Genomic DNA, 17,818 nt, shown 5'->3' on the forward strand with positions numbered 1-17,818 from the left:
CTCCGTCCCATGGAACGAACATTACCTTCGGAAAAACGAATAGACATTCCGTTTGAAGTACCCATGATGATCTCTTGCTGACCATCTGTGAGTTTAACCTCTATGAGAGCATCGTCATCACGCAAGGAGATCCCGATCAGACCACCTTTACGGATGTTGGTGTAATCCTCAAGCGGTGTCTTCTTCACAACACCCTGACGGGTAGCGAAGAACAGATACTTGTCGCTCTCGAATTCCTGCACCGGAATCACGGCGTTAACCGACTCTCCCTGTTCAATCTGAATCAGGTTGATAATCGGTGTTCCACGAGCTGTACGTCCAAGCTCTGGGATCTCATAAGCTTTTAGACGGTATACCTTACCCTTGTCCGTAAAGAACATGAGGTAGTTGTGAGAATTGGTTACAAATAGATGCTCGACAAAGTCGGTATCCTTGGTATCCATACCCACGACTCCACGTCCGCCACGCTTCTGACTGCGGTATGTTGATACCGGCAGACGCTTCACATAACCTGTGTGTGTAATGGTGATAATGACCTCTTCACGCGGAATCAGATCCTCATCCAGGATACTTTCTTCGCCAATAGTGATTTCTGTACGGCGATCATCACCGAAACGCTCACGAATTTCTTGCAGCTCTTCACTGATAATTTCGAGTACCAGATGCTCATTGGCCAGAATCTCGCGATACTCCGCAATCTTAACCATAAGCTCGTTATATTCATTCTCAATGCGTTCCCGTTCCAGACCTGTAAGGCGCTGCAAACGCATATCCAGAATCGCTTGAGCCTGATCATGACTAAGCGAGAACCGCTCAATCAACCCTTCTCTGGCTGCGTCTGTATTGCTGGAGGAACGAATCAACGCAATAATCTCGTCGATATGATCCAGTGCAATGCGCAAACCTTCCAGAATATGTGCACGGGCTTCCGCTTTTCTCAATTCGAATTGTGTACGTCTGCGAATAACCTCAATCTGATGCTGCAGGTAGTGATACAACACCTCACGCAGGTTCAGGATTTTTGGCTCCTTATTCACAATTGCAAGCATATTGATACCGAAAGTCGACTGCATTGCCGTGTGCTTGTACAGATTGTTCAATACAACACCCGGGTTCACATCTCTGCGAAGCTCAATGACAATGCGCATGCCGGTACGGTCGGATTCATCCCGAAGATCTGTAATACCATCAATTTTCTTGTCGCGAACCAACTCAGCAATCTTCTCCACCAGTCTTGCCTTATTGACCTGGTAAGGAATCTCGGTAACCACAATACGTGCCTTGTTGTTATTTTCCTCGATGTTCGTTTTGGCCCGCATTGTAACAGAGCCGCGGCCTGTCTGGTAAGCCTGACGAATTCCGGAGCGTCCCAGAATATAACCGGCCGTTGGAAAGTCTGGTCCATGAATGTAATCCATCAATTCCATGGACGTAATATCCGGATTTTTGATCATGGCCTGAACGCCGTCAATCACCTCTCCCAGGTTATGAGGAGGGATGTTCGTTGCCATACCTACCGCAATCCCGCCGACACCATTGACAAGCAAGTTAGGAAAACGAGCAGGTAAAACAACGGGTTCGCTCTCTTCACCGTCATAGTTCGGTTGGAAATCAATCGTATCCTTGTTGATGTCTCTAAGCATCTCCATAGCAATCTTGGACAAACGTGCCTCCGTATAACGCATGGCTGCCGCCATGTCGCCATCGACGGATCCAAAGTTACCATGTCCATCAACATGCATATAACGCAGGGAGAAATCCTGTGCCATCCGTACCATCGTTTCGTATACGGCAGAGTCACCGTGCGGGTGATACTTACCGATAACTTCGCCGACGATTCTGGCTGATTTTTTATGTGGTTTATCGGGTGTCATGCCTAGCTCTGACATTGCGTACAAAATACGCCGATGAACCGGCTTCAATCCGTCACGTACGTCAGGCAGGGCACGGCTAACAATGATGCTCATCGCATAATCCATAAACGATTCACGCATCTCGACGCCAATATCCCGATCTTTAATCTGCGAGTTCATTTCTTCCGCCATGCTGGACCTCCTTCTTGTCCTTCAACAAACGTTCCATTCAGTCATTAAAATAGTATATGTGAAAAGCCTAACAAGGCTAAAACCGCGCAAGAACGCTACTCTTTATTATATTACTTTCACAAAAGTTACACAATTAAACGTCCGCTGGGTAATAGCCTTTCTTCCGGGAACTTTAAGCAGTCTGGGGATTAGCCCTGCCTTCCTCTCCGTTTACACATACAATGCTAGAAAAGCGGCATATGTACTGCGTGTATTAAGGCTGGTGCCGTTCCCGTTCTACGTCCAAACTAGCAATTGTGCAGCCAAACGCACAAAACGTCATATTTCTCTATTATACCACTGATATCATCTCTTGTCCTTTGATTTCTCCGTACTGCTGCTCTTAGGGAACTCTGATAAAAACAAGAAAGGACTGGTGGCTTCTTGAGTATCCAGCGTGTCTCCAGCAAATGGACCAAAACAGTTGTGTTGCAGCGCAGCCGTACTGTGAATGAATATATCCCTGTCACAAGGCAATACGATCGCCAAACTCTTGAACGGATGACCGAACTGTTTGAGCTCAATTATATTAAGCCTGACCATGGGACCTACGGTAATGGGGTAATGCGAGTAAAGACAGTCCACTCCTTCAGTGAACCTCCAACCCCTGATCACTCCAATGCAGAGGAGGACATTACTGACGAACCCTCCCTTGCCGAATCCAGTTCACAGGATCTGGAGACTTCCTCACTCCAGGTGACATCCTATGAGCTCCAATATGGCACGAAACAGGAGTCGTATTCGTCTCTTGAGGAGCTCCATCAAGCTCTGGAAGAGCGAATTCAGGGACACCTTTACCTTATTCAGCAGGGCATCCCTCTCCTCAAACACGAAGATCTGCCATTTGACTTACGCGTGCTCACGCAAAAGAATCTGAAGAACAACTGGGAGACGACGGGCATTCTCGGCAGAATTGCTGCACCGGGAAAAATCATAACCAATATTCATGGTGGCGGACGGCTGGCCACATTCGAAGAACTGGTTCTACCCCATCTCCAAGCAACCGGATTACAGAAGCTGCGCAGCGAGCTTTACCGACTTGGTGTTCATACTGCTGTTCAGCTGCAAAAGTCGTTTCCAAGACTCAAAGAGATCGGTATTGATATTGCCCTCGATGAAACAGGCCGCCCCTGGATCCTAGAGGTCAACACACTACCTGGTATCTATGCCTTTGGCTTACTGCCTGACAAAGAGGCCTATCGCAGGATTAAACGATATGCAATTGCCTACGGCAGGTTGCCCTCCAAAAAAAAGAAAACATCACGCAATGCTGCCAAACCACAAGCATCCTCTTCAAAAGTGAAAAGTCGGGCACGTTAGCCTTTGGATTTCCTGTTTTCAACAGCCCACTAAAGTGAAAAAGGCGCCCAGCAGGCGCCTCTTCCCGTATCATCAGATATCGAGGTTTTTCACATATTTCGCATTTTCCTGAATAAAGTCACGACGAGGTTCAACATTATCTCCCATCAGGGTGTCAAACATTGCGTCCGCAAGCATTGCATCACTGATCGATACTTGCAGCATCGTCCGGCTTTCAGGGTCCATCGTGGTTTCCCACAGTTGTCCGGCATTCATCTCGCCGAGACCTTTGTAACGTTGGACATTGAACTTGGCATTTTCACCGAGACTCGCAATAATTTCATCACGTTCCTTCTCGGAACCGGCATAACGAATCACTTTGTTGCGCTCAATTTTGAACAATGGCGGTTGTGCAATGTACACATAGCCTGCTTCAATAATTTTGCGCATGTAACGATACAGGAATGTCAGCAGCAGTGTCCGGATATGAGCACCATCGACATCGGCATCGGTCATCAAAATAATTTTGTGATAACGGGCTTTCGAAATATCGAAGTCGTCACCAATACCCGTACCCATTGCAGTGATGATCGCCCTGATCTCCGCATTGCCGAGAATCCGGTCAAGACGGGCTTTTTCCACGTTTAGAATTTTACCGCGCAGCGGCAAAATCGCCTGGAAGTGACGGTCACGACCCTGCTTCGCAGAACCTCCTGCAGAGTCACCCTCGACGATGTACAGTTCACTGATCGAAGCGTCCTTGGAGGAGCAGTCAGCCAGTTTACCTGGCAGGGAGCTCACTTCAAGTGCGCCCTTACGTCTTGTCAATTCCCGAGCCTTACGTGCTGCTTCGCGTGCACGAGCAGCTTGCAATCCCTTTTCCAGAATGCGGCGGGATACCGAAGGATTCTCTTCCAGGAACTCCTGAAGCTTCTCGGCAAACAGGGACTCTACAATTCCGCGCACTTCGCTGTTACCCAGCTTCGTCTTGGTCTGCCCTTCAAACTGCGGCTCAGGAATCTTGACAGAGATAATAGCTGTGAGACCTTCACGTACGTCATCCCCGGACAAGTTACCTGTGCTGTCCTTGATTACACCCGCTTTGCGGGCATAGTCATTAATGATCCGCGTCAATGCACTCTTGAAGCCCGATTCATGCGTTCCGCCCTCATGCGTATTGATGTTGTTGGCAAAAGAATAAATATTCTCGGTGTAGTTGTCATTGTATTGCAGGGCAACTTCCACCTGGATATTATCTCTGGATCCTTCAACGTAGATCGGATTTTCATGCAATACTTCGCGCTTCTGGTTCAGGAAGGAGACGTATTCGATAATACCGCCTTCGTACAGGAACGAATTCGTTGCACCTGTGCGCTCATCTGTCAAAGTAAGACCGATGCCCTTATTCAGGAACGCCAGCTCACGAATACGGGTAAGCAACGTATCGTAATCGTATACCGTGGTTTCCGTGAAAATTTCCGGATCCGGGTGGAACGTAACCGTTGTTCCCGTTTCATCCGTTGTTCCTAATGTTTTCAGGTCATACTGCGGAGCACCACGGCGGTATTCCTGTTGATAAACATGTCCGTCACGTTTAACGGTAACGACCACTTTTTCGGAGAGGGCATTCACAACAGAGACACCGACCCCGTGCAAACCACCGGATACCTTGTATCCGCCGCCGCCAAATTTACCGCCTGCATGGAGCACGGTCATAACAACCTCAAGTGCAGGACGTTTCATTTTGGCATGCTCGCCGACAGGGATACCCCGTCCGTTATCGACGACAGTGACGCTGTTATCTTCGTGAATACTGACCTCAATATGGTCACAGTAACCCGCAAGCGCCTCATCGATACTGTTGTCCACTACTTCCCAGACCAGATGATGCAGACCTTTGGCACTGGTGGAACCGATGTACATCCCCGGACGCTTCCGTACGGCTTCCAGTCCTTCAAGGACTTGAATTTCATTCGCATCATATGACGGTTGATTCATAGACATGCCTTTCACCTACTTCTATAGATTCAATATCGTAAATATGCGTTAACTAAGAATGCATGCTGAATGATCATCTTTTCTTCGTTTCAGCAAGTAGTCCAAACTAAAGACAAGCAGCAGAAGACACACTATACCCTACCTGTAGAGGTCTAAAGATCAGGGAAAATGTGAGCCCGCTTCTTAAGCGTGGCTGAGGAAATAGGTGAATAATACACAATATTCTTGGTCACGACAATAGACTTGGCTTCCTCTTCACCGATGCGTTCCACTGTTTTTTCCTGCTCGGCATGCGTGACATACTGCTTGGAGATTTTAGAGGATTTTTCAATCGATATATCAAAAATAGCGACCAATTCGGAAGAACGGATAATTTTCTCGCCGCCCAGATGAATGTACATGTACCCTCACTCCTTAGCGTTCAACCTGTCCGGCATGAACATGATAAATACTGGCATCTTTGAGCTTGTCAACGTTCAGGCTCTCGATTCCCGTAGCTGTAATAAAGGTTTGCACCTTGCTCTGGAACGTTTCGATCAGCTGCGTCTGACGAAAAGGATCCAGCTCGGACAACACATCGTCAAGCAGCAGGACCGGATATTCTCCGATTTCTTCGTGGATCAGTTCAATCTCTGCAAGTTTAAGGGACAACGCCGTTGTGCGCTGCTGTCCCTGCGAACCATACGTTTGTACTTCCCGGTCGTTAATGAAAAAGGACAGGTCATCCCGGTGCGGCCCACTAAGGGTTGTGCCCCGGCGAATCTCCTGCTCTTTCATTTGTGATAATTTTATCATAAATTGGTCCATTAAAACAGCTTCATCTTCCTCAGCGGCTTCGCTGAAGGATGGAAGATAGGCCAGACGCAGCACTTCCCCGCCTCCGGTGATCCCCTGATGAATCGTTTCGGCCCACTTTTGCAGTTTCTTTATGAATTGTTTCCTTTTTTTGACGATTTTAACACCATGTTCGGCCAGCTGTTCATTCCAGATCTCAAGCATCGTCTGGGCAGAAGCATCCTTGCCCCATAACTGCTTCAGCAGATTGTTTCGCTGCACCAGCACTTTCTGATACTGCTGAAGATGGTAAAGGTAGCCTGGTGCCACCTGACCGATCTCCATGTCAAGAAACCGGCGGCGTACCCCCGGTGTGCCTTTGACAATCTCCAGATCTTCCGGTGCAAACATGACCACATTGAGTGCACCGACAAAATCGCTTAACTTTCGCTGCTCAAGCCCGTTGATCTTGGCCTTCTTCCCTTGTTGCGACAAAGACAGCTCCAAATTGACGGTTCCATACTTTTTGTCGACTTCTGCTGCAAGTCTGGCACGTTCCTCACCGAAACGAATCAGCTCCTTGTCGCGGGAAGTACGGTGGCTCTTGGTGAGCGCAAGCACAAAGATGGCCTCTGCAAGATTGGTCTTCCCTTGGGCATTTTGCCCGATTAACAGATTCACTGGACCGAAAGATTCCAGTTTCAGATGTTCATAATTGCGGAACTGCTGCAGATCAATGCTGTTGACAAACAAGCGGTTAACCTCCCTTTTATCCCGTCCGTCAGGAGGCAGCAGGGATCAAACTGTCTATTCTGCGGCAACTTCGAACGCGCCTTCTCCGTCCACCTCAACGATATCCCCAGGGTATAACTTGCGTCCCCGGCGTTCCTCTGGCTCTTTATTCACACGTACAAGTCCTTCCTGAAGCAGGGCTTTGGCCATGCCTCCAGTCGGAATGCAATCTGCCAGTTTCAAAAATTGGTCAAGCTTAATATATTCCGTACGAATCGTTACTCGGTTCACTGGAATCTTCCTTTCGTTAGTTGGTCGTCCGGTAAGGCAAGATGACGTAAAGGCTGTGACTGTCATCCAGCGGTTTCAAAATGATCGGGCTCATGACGCCGGTAAAAGCGATCATCAGCTGCTCACTCTCCACCACTTTCAGCACATCCAGCATATATTTGGAGTTGAACGAGATTTTCAGCGGATCACCGGTAAACTCGGCCGGTTCAATTTCTTCTCTTACTTTTCCCAGCTCAGAAGAGCTTGATGAAATTTCGATCGTTCCGGATTCCATCGTCTGCATGCGCACAATGTTGGTTTTCTCTTCACGCGACAGCAAATAAGCCCGGTCAATCGACTCACTTAATTTTTTGGTATCCAAAACAAGTTCTGTTTTGTACGAAGTCGGAATAATTCTAGAAGTATCCGGATATGTTCCGTCCAAAATGCGTGAATAGAACAGGACACGGTCAATTTTGAACAGGACCTGGTTGTCAGCGACTACGATATCCACAAGCGTATTTTGATCAGGCACGATTTTGCTGAGTTCGTTCAGCGTTTTACCCGAAATGACAACATTGTTGAAACGCACTCCCTCTGCATTATCCAGCATTGCTGAACGAGTAGCAAGACGGTGGCGGTCTGTTGCCACAAATTTCAACTCATTGTCAGCAAGGCTCCAGAGTACACCTGTCAGGATTGGAGTCGTCTCATGGGTGGAAATGGAGAATACCGTTTGCTTCACCATGTTTTTAAGCAGATCACCTGGAATGGATACCGTTTGGTTCTCTTCAATGCTTGGCAATACCGGGAATTCCTCCGGATCCAAACCTACGAGCTGAATTTCGGTAGCACCTGCCGAGATGAAGGTGTTGAAATTTTCTTTGACCTCCATGTGGATTTCCTGGGAAGGCAGTTTCTTGATGATCTCGACAAAAAACTTGGCTGGCAGTACAACACTACCTGGTTGCTCAACTTGAACTACACTTTTATCTCCCTCTTCAAGCGGGATAAAGGATTGAATTGATATATCCGTGTCACTTGCTGTCAACGTCACACCTTGATGATTAACGTCGAATTTGATCCCGCTCAAAATGGGGATTGTCGTACGGCTGGAGATGGCTTTGGATACATGCTGGATGGATTCGTTCAAGTAGGTTTTCATTATGCTGATTTTCATGGTTTCACTCCTAGCGGATTTTTTGGGTGTTTGGGTATTGAAAGGTGTTAAACAAAAGGCCGAAGGCCGAGCTTTAAACGGCGTATTTGGAGATGATATCTTTTAGATCTTTTTAGTAATAATAGTAATAGGGGCACTGAATATGTGGATAAGTGGGTATAAACCCATAAAATTAAGCCTATCCACATGTGTACACGTTGTGCATAGGCTTGGGACTTGTTCAGGTTGGATTCTTAATTTTTTCGGTTAAGTTGTTGATAACTTTGTAGAGCTCCTGATCGGATTTGATCGATTGGGAGATTTTTTCGTGCGCATGAATCACAGTCGTATGATCTCGTCCTCCGAAGGCTTCCCCAATTTTGGGCAGGGAGAAATCGGTCAGTTCACGCGATAGATACATGGCAATCTGTCTAGGGAAAGCAACGGCTTTGGTCCGCTTCCGTGCTTTGAAATCTTCAAGCTTAAGGCTGTAATACTCGCCGACCTTTTGTTGGATGTCTTGAATAGTGATCATTTTAGGACGGCTGGAAGGAATAATATCCTTCAATGCTTCTGCAGCCAGATGAGTCGTAACGTCTTGATTCGTCAGTGAAGAGTAGGCAACTACCCGAATTAGTGCGCCTTCCAGTTCACGAATATTGGTATCGATCTGGTTGGCGATGTACATCATTGCTTCGTTAGGAATATCGAGATTTTCCGCACGCGCCTTTTTCCGCAAAATGGCGATCCGTGTCTCGAGATCCGGAGGCTGGATATCCGTAATGAGTCCCCATTCGAAGCGGGAACGAAGTCGCTCTTCCAGAGTCGGAATTTCCTTCGGTGGTCTGTCGCTGGAGATAATGATCTGTTTCCGTTCCTCATGCAGCGCATTAAACGTATGGAAAAATTCCTCTTGTGTTGATTCTTTTCCCGCCAAAAACTGAATATCATCTATAAGCAGAATATCGACATTCCGGTACTTGTTACGGAAGCTCTCCCCGCGGTTGTCACGGATGGAGTTGATGAATTCGTTCGTGAATTTCTCAGATGACAAATAAACAACCTTGCTCCCCGGATCATGCTCCAAAACGTAATGGCCAATGGCATGCATCAAGTGGGTTTTGCCGAGTCCAACTCCCCCGTATAAAAACAAAGGATTGTATGCTTTGGCGGGCGCTTCAGCGACCGCCAGCGATGCGGCATGGGCAAAACGGTTGCCTGGTCCAATGACAAATGTATCGAATGTATATTTGGGATTCAGCATGCTGAGAACCGCTTCTTCCTGAACTACCGTAGGCGTTGGCGCCGGCAGCTGCGGATCCGGTTCAGCAGGCTTGTTCTCTTCGATGACAAATTTCACATCGACTTGCTTGCCTAGTAGTTCATATACTGTCGAGCCTACCAATTTGGTGTAACGGCTCTCCAGCCATTCGACGGCAAACGTAGTCGGCGCGGAAATGACAATTGAACTGTCATTCAGCTTCGTTGCTTTGGTTGCTTTGAACCAGGTATCGAAGCTGGGTTTGCTGAGCTTGTTTTGTATGATTGATAAAATTTGCTGCCATAAATCAGAAGTATGGCTGTCCACAGACTGTCACTCCTTTTACATGTTCCAAGTGTGGCTTAAGCCATGATGCAGTGTCGAAATACGAGATATATTGCCGGAATTTATCCCCAAACCCCCGCAGGTCGAAAACAAAAAAAGAATGAACAACGGAAAATTGTTCACAACTTTATCCACAGGCTGTTGATAATATTATGGGTCAGATCACATATTCACATCCAAAAGTAATACAATCATAGCAAAAGAAGCCCCGCATTTCAACGTATCGCGAGATTTTATCCACAAATTCAATAACTTGTGTATAATTTTTAATCACAACACAATATATTGTTTATAAATTGTTTAATTTTCGACAGGATGACCCAAAAAGCCAAAATGTTTTATACACAGGTTGTTCGTCGAAAATCGCTAAATTGTGTGTAAAATGACTCCTTAGTTGTGAATAACACATCTGTGGATAACCAGGAATTCAGAATGATCGTTTTGGGGATCTGTTGAATTAACCTCTTTAACCTCATGTGGGGTTGTATGCAATAAGCAGAGATTCGCAGCAACGGATAATAGATGCAGATAAGCTGATTAACACTAAAAAGAGGACGGTTGAAGCGCTGGCTGGATAGGGGAAGGAAGTCATAAAATGTGTCGTAAATGCCGGATGGGGAGAATAGATTGAATCAAATCATTGAATTAAAAAATGGACAAAAAAGAGGTTGTTCCTTAAGGCCAGCGTGTGGTCTAAGTGAACAACCTCTTTTTTTGGTGATTAAATGAGGAAAAGGTTACTTGGTTCTTAAGGGCAATTTGCGTTGGAATTCTGCAATATCCGCATATTCCTCTTCAAGTTTGCGCGAGATGCGAATGAAAATCGGGAGAAGTTCCCGGTAAATTGCTGCGTTTTCTCTAACAGGGGTATGTCTGTGCGTTGTCCCCACCATAGAAGAGACGGCATGAAGTGACTTGATTCGCCCTGTAGCATACAGACCGAGGACGACGGCACCCAGACAGGAGCTTTCGAAGCTCTCGGGGACGACGACCTCCTGATTGAAAATATCAGACATCATCTGACGCCAGAGAGGGGAACGTGCGAATCCGCCGGTAGCCTGAATGGAGGTCGGTTGACCAATCTGTTCTTCCATGGCCAGCAAGACCGTATACAGGTTGAAAATGACCCCTTCCAGGACAGCACGAATCATGTGTTCTTTCTGATGATGGAGGGTTAAACCAAAGAAAGAACCGCGGGCATCCGGATTCCATAATGGGGCACGCTCTCCTGACAAATAAGGATGGAACAGCAGTCCTTCAGAGCCTGGACTGACTCGCTCAGCGATTTTGGTGAGGACGTCATATGAATTGATGCCCAGCCTTTTTGCTGTTTCCACTTCGGATGCTGCAAATTCGTCACGTACCCAGCGAAATAGCATGCCACCGTTATTCACAGGCCCACCCACGACCCAGAGGTCCTCCGTGAGGGCATAACAGAAGGTCCGTCCTTTGGGATCGGTAACGGGGCGATCAACGACCGTACGAATGGCACCACTGGTACCAATGGTTGCTGCCACAACTCCAGGCTCGATGGCGTTTACGCCGAGATTGGATAACACTCCGTCACTTGCCCCGATCACAAAGGGAGTAGAGGGGGACAGTCCCATTTTCTCTGCACATTCAGTGTCCATTCCCTCTATTGTATATGTCGTAGGAACAAGCTTCGAGAGATGGTCAGGTGTGATTCCTGCAACCTCCAGCGCTTCCGTATCCCAATCCAGTTGTTCCAGGTTGAGAAGACCGGTGCAGGAGGCGATGGAATGATCTACTATATATTGTCCGAACAAACGGAAGAACAGATATTCTTTAATGGAGATGAACTTGGCTGTGCGCTGAAAAAGGTCTGGTTCATCATGACGCAGCCACATGAGTTTGGTTAGGGGAGACATGGGATGGATCGGTGTGCCCGTGCGCAAATAGATCCGATGACCTTGCCCACTCTCCTGTAATTGGGCTGACCAGGCTGCACTGCGGTTATCCGCCCACGTGATGCAGCGAGTGAGCGGCTTATGATCCTGGTCCATGGCAATCACACTGTGCATGGCAGAGCTGCAGGACAAAAACATGATTTGTCCTGCACTTACACTGCTCTGATCCATGACTCCACGTACGGAGCGAATAGCTGCTTGTACAATTTCCTCGGGATCCTGCTCAGCTACATCAGGAGCAGGTGTATATAGAGGATATTCCTGAGTGGAAGTGCTCACAACCTCACCTTGCTCCGTAAATAATACGGATTTGGTGCTGGTGGTCCCAATATCCATGCCAATCATATATTTTTTCATCTGGTGTAATCCTTCTTTCCCTTGATACAGTAAAATTTATCTTCTAAATAGATACGATCTGTCTTAGATCACGGCACTCAGCAGCAAAATAAAGATCAGTCCGACGACGGATAATAGTGTTTCCATAACGGTCCACGTTTTCAGTGTCTGGGAGACGCTCATATTAAAGAACTCCTTAATCATCCAGAAGCCCGCGTCATTCACGTGGGACAAAACAAGTGATCCCGCACCAGTAGCAAGTACAACCAATTCGATATTGGCTCCTGGAGTCAGCGCAAGAACCGGAGCAACGATACCCGCTGCCGTTGTCATGGCAACCGTTGCCGAGCCTGTGGCAACCCGAATCAGTGCCGCAACCAGCCAAGCAAACAGGATGACGTTGATATTGGCGTGAGTGGCAACTTCTGCAATCGCATTGCCGACACCGCTATTAATCAAGACCTGTTTAAATGCGCCGCCCCCACCAATAATGAGAATGATGGTCGCCGTAGGCGCCAGACATTCACTGGTGAAACGGGAAATATCGTGTTTGGTAAATCCGCGTGCAAAGCCGAGCGAAAAGAGGGCAAACACAACGGATATCAACAGGGCAATAATCTCATGCCCGATAAACTCACAAAAGACCGTAAAGCCACTTGTGGCATTGGGATCTACGATATTGGCAATGGAGCCAATTAGCATAAGGATGACTGGCAGCAAAATCGTAAACAGAGTAATGCCGAACCCTGGAAGATTGGTGTTTTTCTTCGTTGCGAACTGCTCTGCCAGCTCGGCTGGCGGTTCAGTGTGTATTCTTTTGCCGATAAACTTACCAAACAAAGGACCTGCGATAATCGCTGTCGGAATACCAACAATGAGGGAGTACAAAATGGTTTTCCCCAAATCCGCGTTGAATGCATCAATTGCGATCATCGGAGCCGGATGTGGTGGAACCAGACCATGTACCGTCGACAGACCGGCCAAAATCGGAATCCCGATCTGCAGAAGAGACATATTGGTTTTACGTGCAACGGTGAAAATAATCGGAATCAGCAGAATCACGCCAACTTCGAAGAAGACAGGGATACCTACGATAAAACCAACGATCATCATGGCCCAGTGCACACGTTTCACACCAAAGCGATCGACCAGTGTGGTTGCAATGCGCTCGGCACCGCCTGATTCGGCCATCATTTTACCCAGCATCGTGCCAAGCCCGATGACAATGGCTATGGTTCCAAGCGTACCGCCGAGTCCACCTGTAATGGAAGAGATCACATCGGCGGGTTTCATACCGGCAAGCAGACCAAGCATTAAAGCGGATATTAAAAGGGTAACGAAGGGGTTCCATTTATATTTGGAGATCAACACGATCAGAAATACGATCGCAATCAATGTCCACACCAACAATGTTGCATTATGGGATAGTCCAAAAAGAGTGCTCATGATGTATGCTCCTTTGTTTTGAATATAAACGCTTACAAGTGAATTTGCCGTCAGGGAAGTTTGTCTCCCTTTAATATGCCCAAAAATTGAAACTAAATCGCATTTTGTATACTTGTCGACAACTTAAATGACAATCCATCCACTTGGATGTGATTGCGGACAGTGGTCATTATTTAAACCAAAGTCGAAAAATATAAACTTTCTGACATGATCAGGAGTCGAAGCTCTCATGCAGGGTTTTGCCGGAATCCTGAAAGTACGTACGCACGCCGGCCTGAATGGATGCTTTGTCACCTGACTCTAGTGCTTCAATCAACAATCGATGTTTTTGAATTACAGCGCTTACTTTTGGATCGCCCTGATCAAACACCCTGCGGGTTGTTAGCAGCATAACCGTCATGACAACATAACGAATGCTTCTCCATAAATGTGAAATACGGGAATGCTCGGCTGCCTCAATGATGGTCTCGTGGAAAGTCAGATCCTGAAAAGCAAACTCGACGGCATCCTGATGCCGACCAGCCAGCTCCATTTTGTCCAGTATATTACGAAGCGAAGTAATCAATTGCTCGGGGACAGACCCTGCTAATCGCTGCTGGACAAAGCTTTCAATTAAAAAACGGACGTCGTACAGCTCTTCAACATCCTTGATTTTTAATCCTAGGACAACCACACCCATCCGTTCAAGCCGAATCAGTCCTTCATTCGACAGTGTTCTCAGGGCTTCGCGGACAGGAGAACGACTGCTGTCAAAATCAGCGGCAATTCGATTTTCAGACAAAATCTCTCCAGGACGCAGGGTTCCACTGATGATGCGCAGCCTTAATTCGCAGGCGATGGCTTCCCCGCGGGAAGCTCCCTGCAGCCAGGAAGAAGGAAACAACATAATGGCTAACGCTCCTATTCAAGTAATCAGTTCTCTAGGTCCAGTACTCGGTAATCCATCTCAGGTGGACCTGTACACTGATCATAGCATAACCTTTTTGCAGTTTGCATGCTGTCTGATTAGGACGCGGAAGTCCAAAACCAATTTTCCTAATACCGTTTTCAAAGAGCCGAAGATCAGTCCTTTTGTAAATCAAAAAGAGTGTTAGGTAACGCGGATATTCTCTTCATGAAAACTTAAGTATACTTGTATACAAGATGTGATTTTTATCCTACACCTTTCTTGAAAGCTTGTAAACCTTCAGATTAAAGCGGATACATAAAATTTTAAACAAGGCCCAATATTCAACAAAATGTACTACATAAGCTGAGAAAATAATTAGCGAATTTTGTAGCCTTCAGTAGGAAGAAAATATTGTATAAAAGGAAAACGCCAATACGAATAAAACGTAGTTGAATTCGTTATCCACATGTGAATAACTTCTGGTTACTGAAAGTGGAGGGTGAGAGATGAACGAGAGGTCCAAGTTGGGGTGTGGATAACCGTTGGAGTGATGGAGGAAGTGACAGCGCGAGGCTTGTTGGGGATAACTTTTTTCGCTTCAAAAATTATTTTATTCAAATCAAAATCTGCTTAAGTGTTACGAACTCTGAGGGGCAGGCTGGAAAGGGCTATAAAAAGAGGGAGAACCTAAGTGGGTTAGAGTTGACTTTTCCAGGTGTACGTGGTTAAATGTATAAAGGTGTTTTCTGTGAAGATGAAAATGATTCATCACATAAGTATTTCCTTGTAAGGAGGTGCAATACATTGAGACCTACATTCAAACCGAACGTAAGCAAACGTAAAAAAGTTCATGGTTTCCGGAAAAGAATGAGCACGAGCAACGGCCGTAAAGTTTTGGCTGCACGTCGCCTGAAAGGCCGTAAAGTCCTGAGTGCTTAATGCATGAGAAGACCACCGAGGTGGTCTTTTTTTTCTTAAATGAGTCATTTCAGACTGGATGCTGATATAGATCGGGTCTGAATTGGCTGCGAAAAAGGGCGAAAGTGTCTATTTCTTTTTTTGAAGAAGGATCTAATCCGTCACGAAATTTATAAAAAGTTTCCTTATATATAATGAAGTTGTCGTTAGAACAGTTTACCGTTATTCAAGAAAGCCTATACTAAATCAGTAATGAGGCCTCCGTCAATATGGATGGTGGAGAACAGCAAGGAGAAGCGCCGTGTATAAAAGACTGCGTTTGCGAAACCGGGCGGACTTTAGCCGCGTATACCGGTATGGGAAATCTTTTGCCAATCATCAATTTGTGGTGTATGGCTGCCGCCGTAAAGATACGGAGCAATTCCGGGTAGGTGTATCATGCAGCAAGAAAATCGGAAACGCTGTCGTACGAAACCGGATGAGACGCATGATTAAGGAAATTATAAGGCACCATGAAAAAGAGATTGTCACACAGATGGACCTGATCTTCATCGTGAGAAAAGGTGCGCTGGACATGACCTATCAGGAAATGGAGAAAAGTCTGCTGCACGTTATGCGTAAAGCGGCTCTTCTTAAGCCTAACAAACGGTAAGCTTCGGTTTATTTGTCCTCCTAATTATGGTATGATTTACGGTGGAATGGAATGGTTAAGAGAGGGGTTATGAAGTGTCGCGATTGAAGACATCAAAGGGGAAGTGGATTCTCCTCATTGCAGTCATTGCAATGGTCACCGTACTAGCGGGGTGTACTCCGCAAGGATCCGGGGTTACGACGGAAGATCTGAAAAACAGTGACTCATTCTGGCAAAGCAATGTTGTTTACTGGTTCTCACTGGCGCTCGATACATTCGCCAACTGGTTTAACGGTGAATATGGACTAGCTGTCCTAGTCATGGTGCTGATTGTGCGGACGTTGATTTTGCCACTAACAATGAAGCAGGTCCGCAGCTCCAAAGCCATGCAGGCAATACAGCCGCAGTTGAAGGAGATTCAAGCCAAGTATAAAGATACACCTGAGAAAGTTCAGCAAGAAACGATGAAGTTGTTTCAGGAGAATAAAGTTAATCCGATGGCGGGTTGTCTACCACTTCTGATTCAGATGCCGATTTACATCGCACTTTATAACTCAATTTACGGTAACTCCAGTCTGAGAACACATGACTTCTTGTGGCTCCAGCTCGGAGCGCCGGATCACCTGTTTATACTGCCTGTGCTGGCTGCCATCACAACATTCGTACAAACATGGATGATGATGCGTATGAATCCTGCACAACAGGTTGGACCAATGCAGTTCATGCTATGGGTTTACCCAATCTTGATTTTCGTAATGTCTTACCAGTTCCCGTCAGCGTTGCCGCTGTACTGGTTCTACAGTAACATCTACACGATCGTGCAAAACTATTTCCTTTACCGGAATAATGATAAAGTCGTGGCTGAAGTCAACGTGAAGCAGAATAGTTCCTCCAAAAATGGAGCTAAACGCAAAAACGGTGGCAAGGCAACCGTCTCTGGAAAAGGGTCGAAAGGGGCCAAAAAATCGAAATGACCAAAGTCATTGCGTCAGGAAAAACCGTTGAAGATGCTGTAAACCAAGGATTGGCTGAGCTTGGCGTGAGCCGGGACAAGGTCGAGATACAAGTGTTAGAGCAGCCGTCAAAAGGATTCCTGGGTTTGATCGGGGTAAAGGCGGCGAAAGTTGAAGTAAAACTTCTGCCTGTGCCCGAAGCTGTACCACAGCGGGTCGAGCCGGCCGCACATGTACCTCAGGTTGAAGCTAAACTTGAGGATGTCGCAGCTAAAAATCCCTATGAGGAAGCGGCTGCTTTCTTAAAAGAAGTAGCAGCAGGTATGGGACTGGATGTTGAAGTGGATATCAAAAAGCAGCGGGATGGACATATCTTCAATATTGCCGGGGAAGATCTTGGCATGATTATTGGCAGACGTGGACAGACACTCGATGCACTTCAATATCTAACGAACATTGTAGCTAACCGTTATTCGGAAAGTTTCGTTCGAATCGTACTGGACGCGGAGAATTTCCGCCAACGCCGCCGGAAGACGCTTGAGGATCTGGCTGAACGTCTGGCTGGACAAGCGATCCGTTCTGGCAAGGAAGTTGTTCTGGAGCCGATGCCTCCACTCGAACGCAAGGTCATTCATGCGAAACTGCAAAACCACCCGCAGATTAAGACGTACAGCAAGGGCGAAGAGCCCAATCGGCGCGTTGTCATCATGACGAAATAACACGAAATTGAAGACGCAATGGCTTCCTGCCCGGTGCAGAAGCCATTGCTTTTTTCGTAGATAAGTATATTGGTGA

15 protein-coding genes (1 of these 15 only partly in view) are annotated in these 17,818 nt (G+C 46.7%); 5 read left to right on the forward strand and 10 right to left on the reverse strand.

Annotated features, from left to right (window positions below; all coding sequences use genetic code 11):
• Nucleotides 1-2,045 carry the 5' portion of a DNA gyrase subunit A gene (gyrA, locus tag ABIC22_RS09680; RefSeq protein ID WP_354480433.1) on the reverse strand. The gene continues 508 nt to the left of window position 1, outside the view, so the window shows 2,045 of its 2,553 coding nt (coding positions 1-2,045); it begins with the start codon at nt 2,043-2,045; the stop codon falls past the left edge of the window.
• Between the two features lie 423 nt (nt 2,046-2,468).
• Between gyrA and ABIC22_RS09685 the strand changes: the two genes are divergently transcribed.
• Nucleotides 2,469-3,404, forward strand: a complete 936-nt coding sequence (locus ABIC22_RS09685; protein WP_127537621.1) for a YheC/YheD family protein — start codon at nt 2,469-2,471, stop codon at nt 3,402-3,404.
• A gap of 72 nt (nt 3,405-3,476) precedes the next feature.
• Here ABIC22_RS09685 and gyrB read toward each other — a convergent pair whose 3' ends face one another.
• The 9 genes from gyrB to ABIC22_RS09730 all read right to left on the reverse strand — a co-directional run bounded on the left by gyrB (nt 3,477) and on the right by ABIC22_RS09730 (nt 14,518).
• Nucleotides 3,477-5,387 (reverse strand): DNA topoisomerase (ATP-hydrolyzing) subunit B, encoded by a 1,911-nt coding sequence (gyrB, locus tag ABIC22_RS09690; RefSeq protein WP_127537620.1) that lies wholly within the window; start codon nt 5,385-5,387, stop codon nt 3,477-3,479.
• Nucleotides 5,388-5,533: 146 nt separating this feature from the next.
• Nucleotides 5,534-5,782 carry an extracellular matrix regulator RemB gene (gene remB / locus ABIC22_RS09695; protein WP_095293520.1) on the reverse strand — a complete coding sequence of 83 codons (249 nt, stop codon included), beginning with the start codon at nt 5,780-5,782 and terminating at the stop codon, nt 5,534-5,536.
• 13 nt (nt 5,783-5,795) lie between these two features.
• Complete coding sequence (gene recF / locus ABIC22_RS09700) at nt 5,796-6,908, reverse strand: DNA replication/repair protein RecF (protein WP_095293519.1); 1,113 nt, start codon at nt 6,906-6,908, stop codon at nt 5,796-5,798.
• Nucleotides 6,909-6,962: 54 nt separating this feature from the next.
• Nucleotides 6,963-7,178, reverse strand: a complete 216-nt coding sequence (yaaA, locus tag ABIC22_RS09705) for a S4 domain-containing protein YaaA (RefSeq protein ID WP_056697580.1) — start codon at nt 7,176-7,178, stop codon at nt 6,963-6,965.
• Nucleotides 7,179-7,194: 16 nt separating this feature from the next.
• A complete protein-coding gene (dnaN, locus tag ABIC22_RS09710) occupies nt 7,195-8,337 on the reverse strand; it encodes a DNA polymerase III subunit beta (protein WP_354480440.1) in 1,143 nt (380 codons plus the stop codon).
• A 220-nt stretch (nt 8,338-8,557) separates the two neighbouring features.
• The gene (gene dnaA / locus ABIC22_RS09715; protein WP_095362173.1) at nt 8,558-9,904 is read right to left on the reverse strand and encodes a chromosomal replication initiator protein DnaA; all 1,347 of its coding nucleotides are present in this window, start codon (nt 9,902-9,904) and stop codon (nt 8,558-8,560) included.
• 755 nt (nt 9,905-10,659) lie between these two features.
• A complete protein-coding gene (gene gntK, locus ABIC22_RS09720; RefSeq protein ID WP_354480443.1) occupies nt 10,660-12,207 on the reverse strand; it encodes a gluconokinase in 1,548 nt (515 codons plus the stop codon).
• Nucleotides 12,208-12,270: 63 nt separating this feature from the next.
• The gene (locus ABIC22_RS09725; protein WP_127537617.1) at nt 12,271-13,632 is read right to left on the reverse strand and encodes a GntP family permease; all 1,362 of its coding nucleotides are present in this window, start codon (nt 13,630-13,632) and stop codon (nt 12,271-12,273) included.
• 211 nt (nt 13,633-13,843) lie between these two features.
• Nucleotides 13,844-14,518: a GntR family transcriptional regulator gene (locus ABIC22_RS09730; RefSeq protein WP_154894406.1), complete on the reverse strand. Its 675-nt coding sequence runs from the start codon at nt 14,516-14,518 to the stop codon at nt 13,844-13,846.
• Nucleotides 14,519-15,325: 807 nt separating this feature from the next.
• Here ABIC22_RS09730 and rpmH point away from each other — a divergent pair.
• From rpmH to jag, 4 genes are all read left to right on the forward strand, one after another.
• Entirely contained in the window at nt 15,326-15,460 is a 135-nt protein-coding gene (rpmH, locus tag ABIC22_RS09735) for a 50S ribosomal protein L34 (protein ID WP_024629517.1), read from the forward strand.
• A gap of 280 nt (nt 15,461-15,740) precedes the next feature.
• Nucleotides 15,741-16,091: a ribonuclease P protein component gene (gene rnpA, locus ABIC22_RS09740; protein ID WP_095293513.1), complete on the forward strand. Its 351-nt coding sequence runs from the start codon at nt 15,741-15,743 to the stop codon at nt 16,089-16,091.
• Nucleotides 16,092-16,165: 74 nt separating this feature from the next.
• Complete coding sequence (locus tag ABIC22_RS09745) at nt 16,166-17,044, forward strand: YidC/Oxa1 family membrane protein insertase (protein ID WP_127537615.1); 879 nt, start codon at nt 16,166-16,168, stop codon at nt 17,042-17,044.
• Nucleotides 17,041-17,742 (forward strand): RNA-binding cell elongation regulator Jag/EloR, encoded by a 702-nt coding sequence (gene jag, locus ABIC22_RS09750; RefSeq protein ID WP_095293511.1) that lies wholly within the window; start codon nt 17,041-17,043, stop codon nt 17,740-17,742. Before ABIC22_RS09745 ends, jag begins: the two co-directional genes overlap by 4 nt.
• Nucleotides 17,743-17,818: the final 76 nt, after the last annotated feature.

Origin of the sequence: Paenibacillus sp. PvP094, from assembly GCF_040546835.1 — a bacterium.
In the GTDB taxonomy this organism is placed as follows: Bacteria; Bacillota; Bacilli; order Paenibacillales; family Paenibacillaceae; genus Paenibacillus; species Paenibacillus illinoisensis.